2 protein-coding genes are annotated in these 4,400 nt (G+C 69.6%); both read left to right on the top strand.

The window, feature by feature from the left end:
* The first annotated feature begins 501 nt into the window (after positions 1–501).
* On the top strand, positions 502–3,186 hold the full coding sequence (locus D455_RS0128560; protein ID WP_017574071.1) for a glycoside hydrolase family 48 protein: 2,685 nt from the start codon (positions 502–504) through the stop codon (positions 3,184–3,186).
* 67 nt (positions 3,187–3,253) lie between these two features.
* A partial coding sequence (locus tag D455_RS31990) for an endo-1,4-beta-xylanase (RefSeq protein ID WP_017574070.1) occupies positions 3,254–4,400 on the top strand: 1,147 nt, incomplete at its 3' end.

Here is a 4,400-nt window from a genome sequence, read left to right as displayed (position 1 = left end):
GCTGGCCAACGCCTACCCGCCCATCCAGTAGGGGCGCCGCCGAGCAGGCAGTGCCGGACCACGAGGGGTGCCCGCCCGACGCGGGCGGGCACCTCCGCTCCGCGCTGCCCCACGGACTCCCGGGGCGGTCCGGCCCGCCCCGGGAGCCTGGAAACTTCCGGAACTTAATGACCGGTCACTCTGCATACACCCGTTGTTTCTCCGTGTCGTCGGTGTTAACTTCACCCCACGGTGCCGTGGGAGCGCTCCCGAAAGGGGCGTGGCCGGGCAGGTGACGCGCCTTTTCCCGTTCCCGTCGGCACCGCGACACATCCCCTACGCACACCAGGCCCGCCCTCGGGCCGGAGCCGCAGGCGGCAGCGTCGCGCCCGGCTCCCTCCCCACCACGACCGCACTCCGACCCCCGCTGCCTCCCCCTTCGGAGAACCCCACCCCGAGGGCGCCGTCCGGCGTCCGCGGGGCCAGCGGCGAGGGAGAGGAGAGACCGTCCGAGGAGGACACGTGATCACCCCCCGCCCCGATCCGCGTCGCACACGTTGGCGCAGATCCGCCTCCGCGCTCTTCGGCGCGACACTCCTGGCCGCACTCCTACCGGCGTCACCCGCGCAGGCGGCACCGATTTGCACGGTCGACTACGAACTCAACGACTGGGGATCCGGTTTCACCGCCTCGGTCTCCCTCACCAACGAGGCCGAGTCCCTCCCCAGCTGGGAGCTGGGCTGGGAGTTCTCCGGCGACCAGCAGATCACCAACAGCTGGAGCGCGCAGGTCTCCCAGAGCGGCAGTTCCGTGACCGCGAGCGGCCCGTCCTGGGCACAGGGACTCGCCAGCGGGCAGACCGTGACGTTCGGCTTCCAGGCCACCTACTCCGGCAGCAACGAGGCGCCCACCACGTTCACCCTCAACGGCCGCGACTGCGCGGGCGAGGGGGAGCCCGAACCCGATCCCGAGGACCCGGCCCTGGTCGTGGACCCCGACTCGGTCACCCTGGAGGCCGGGGGAGAGGCGACCTTCGACGTCGCGCTCTCCGAGGCCCCCGAGGGCGACGTCTCCGTCAGCGTGGAGCGCACCTCCGGCAGCGAGGCCCTGTCGGTGGCCTCGGGCGGCTCCCTGACCTTCGGCGAGGCCGACTGGGACACCGCCCAGGAGGTGACCATCGCCTCCTCCAGCGACGGTTCCGGTGAGGCCGCCAGCGCCGAGTTCACCGTCGCCGCGGAGGGCTACGACCCCGTGGTCGTCAGCGCGCGCGAACTGACGGGCGCGTCCAACGAGTACGAGGAGGAGTTCCTCGCCCAGTACGAGAAGATCAAGGACCCCGAGAGCGGCTACTTCCGCGAGTTCGACGGGCTCCTCGTGCCGTACCACTCGGTGGAGACCCTGATCGTGGAGGCGCCCGACTACGGTCACGCCACCACCTCCGAGGCCTACAGCTACTACCTGTGGCTGGAGGCGACCTACGGCAGGATCACCGGCGACTGGGAGCCCTTCAACTCCGCCTGGGAGTCCATGGAGACGTTCATCATCCCGGGCACCGCCGACCAGCCCACGAACTCCTCCTACGACCCGTCGGCCCCGGCGACCTACATCCCCGAGTCGATCGACCCGAGCGACTACCCGATGCCGCTGGACGACGGGGTGCAGGCTGGCGAGGACCCGCTGGCCCAGGAGCTGAGCAGCACCTACGGCACCGACGAGGTCTACGGCATGCACTGGCTGCTGGACGTGGACAACGCCTACGGCTACGGGTTCTGCGGCGACGGCACCGACGACGCCCCCGCCTACATCAACACCTTCCAGCGCGGCTCCAACGAGTCGGTCTGGGAGACCGTCCCGCATCCGTCCTGCGAGACCTTCGCGCACGGCGGCGAGAACGGGTTCCTCGACCTGTTCACCGACGACGACAACTACTCCGAGCAGTGGCGCTACACCAACGCGCCCGACGCCGACGCGCGTGCGGTGCAGGTGGCCTACCTGGCGCACCAGTGGGCCTCGGAGCAGGGCAACGCGTCCGCCATCGACGAGAGCGTCTCCGACGCGTCGATGATGGGCGACTACCTGCGCTACGCGATGTACGACAAGTACTTCAAGGAGATCGGCGACTGCGTCGGCGCCGAGTCCTGCCCCGCCGGATCGGGCAAGAACTCCGCGCACTACCTCATGGCCTGGTACTACTCCTGGGGCGGCGCTATGGAGAGCGCCGAGTATCCCTGGGCCTGGCGCATCGGCGGCTCCTCCGCCCACCAGGGCTACCAGAACGTGATGGCCGCCTACGCGCTCTCGGAGACGGAGGCGCTCCAGCCGGAGTCGGCCACCGGCAGCGAGGACTGGGGCGTCAGCCTCGACCGGCAGCTGGAGTTCCTGGAGTGGTTGCAGTCCTCCGACGGCGGTATCGCCGGAGGCGCGACCAACAGCTGGGAGGGCACCTACGCCGAGCCGCCCGCGAACACGTCGACCTTCTACGGAATGTTCTACGACGAGAAGCCCGTCTGGCACGACCCGCCGTCGAACCGCTGGTTCGGGTTCCAGGTCTGGGACATGGAGCGCGTGGCCGAGTACTACCGCATCACCGGTGACGAGCGCGCCGGGGGCATCCTGGACGACTGGATCCCCTGGGCGATCGAGAACACCACCGTCGGTGAGAACGGCGAGTTCGCCATCCCCGCCGACATGGAGTGGAGCGGCCAGCCCGACACCTGGACCGGCGAGTCCACGGGCAACCCCGACCTGAGCGTCGAGGTCGTCTCGCACGGACAGGACGTCGGTATCGCCGCCGGTCTGGCCAAGACCCTCATGCACTACTCCGCGGCCACCGGCCACGCCGAGTCCCGCGAGATGGCCGAGGGCCTGCTCGACGCCCTGCTGGCCAACCAGGACTCGCTGGGTGTCGCCGTTCCCGAGACCCGGGCCGACTACGAGCGCTTCGACGACCCGTTCGACTCCCCGGACGGCGGGCTCTACATCCCCGAGGGATGGACGGGCCAGATGCCCAACGGCGACCCGATCAACTCCGACTCCACGTTCCTGTCGATCCGCTCCTTCTACGAGGACGACCCGAACTGGCCGCAGGTTGAGGAGTACCTCAACGGCGGCCCGGCTCCCACGTTCACCTACCACCGCTTCTGGGCGCAGGTGGACGTGGCCACGGCTCTCGCCACGCACGGCGAGCTGTTCGGCGACGGTTCCTGACGTTCCGTAGCCGAAGGGGCGGGCGCTCCGGAGCGCCCGCCCCACCCCCACCAAGGAAAGGAACACCATGTTGGTCACCAAGGGGCGAAGGCGCTCCCGGGGCGGGGCCGCCACGGCCGTCGCCCTCGCCCTCACCCTCGTCACCGGCGGCCTGGTCGCCACCGCCCACGCCCAGGAGAGCGCTCCGCTGTCGGCGGAGGAAGCCGCACGGGCCCAGGCGGCCACCCTGCGCGAACTCGCCGACCAGCAGGGTCTGCGCATGGGCACGGCGGTCGGGTCGCAGTACCTGAACCAGTCGGACTACGCGCAGACCGCGGCGACCGAGTTCAACTCCATCACCCACGAGAACGACCTCAAGTGGGAGACGGTCCAGCCCCAGCGCGGACAGTTCAACTGGACCAACGCCGACCGCATCGTGGACTTCGCCCAGCAGAACGGCCAGATGGTCCACGGCCACACGCTGGTGTGGCACAGCCAGCTGCCGTCCTGGGTGGAGAACGGGACCTTCAGCCGGAGTGAGCTGCTGGAGGTCATGGACAACCACATCAGCACGACGGTGGGGCGTTACAGCGACGACATCGCCACCTGGGACGTGGTCAACGAGCCCATCGGGGACAACGCCCAGTTCCGCGACTCGGTGTTCCACCGGACCCTGGGCGAGGACTACATCGCCGAGGCCTTCCGGATGGCCGACGCGGCCGACCCCGACGCCCGCCTGTTCATCAACGACTACAACATCGACGGGATCAACGCCAAGAGCGACGCCTACTACGAGCTGGTCCGGGACCTGCTGGCGCAGGGCGTGCCGATCGACGGCATCGGTTTCCAGGGCCACCTCATCGCGGGCCAGGTGCCCACGGACATCCAGCAGAACATCCAGCGCTTCGTCGACCTGGGTCTGGAGGTGATGATCACCGAGCTGGACATCCGCATCCAGATGCCCGCCACCCAGCAGAAGCTGGAGCAGCAGGCCGCGGACTACGAGCGGGTGGTCAACGCCTGCTACGCGGTCAGCGGGTGCTCCGGTGTGATCGTGTGGGGCGTCACCGACGCCTACTCCTGGGTCCCCGACACCTTCGAGGGCCAGGGCGCGGCCCTGCCCATCGACGGCGACTACCAGCCCAAGCCCGCCTACTGGGCGATCCACGAGGCACTCGGAGGGACGTCGGACCCGGATCCGGACCCGACGGATCCGCCCTCGGGTGAGTGTGAGG

This window comes from Nocardiopsis halotolerans DSM 44410 (assembly GCF_000341065.1).
GTDB lineage: Bacteria > Actinomycetota > Actinomycetes > Streptosporangiales > Streptosporangiaceae > Nocardiopsis > Nocardiopsis halotolerans.
This window is presented reverse-complemented; position numbering and strand designations above follow the sequence as displayed.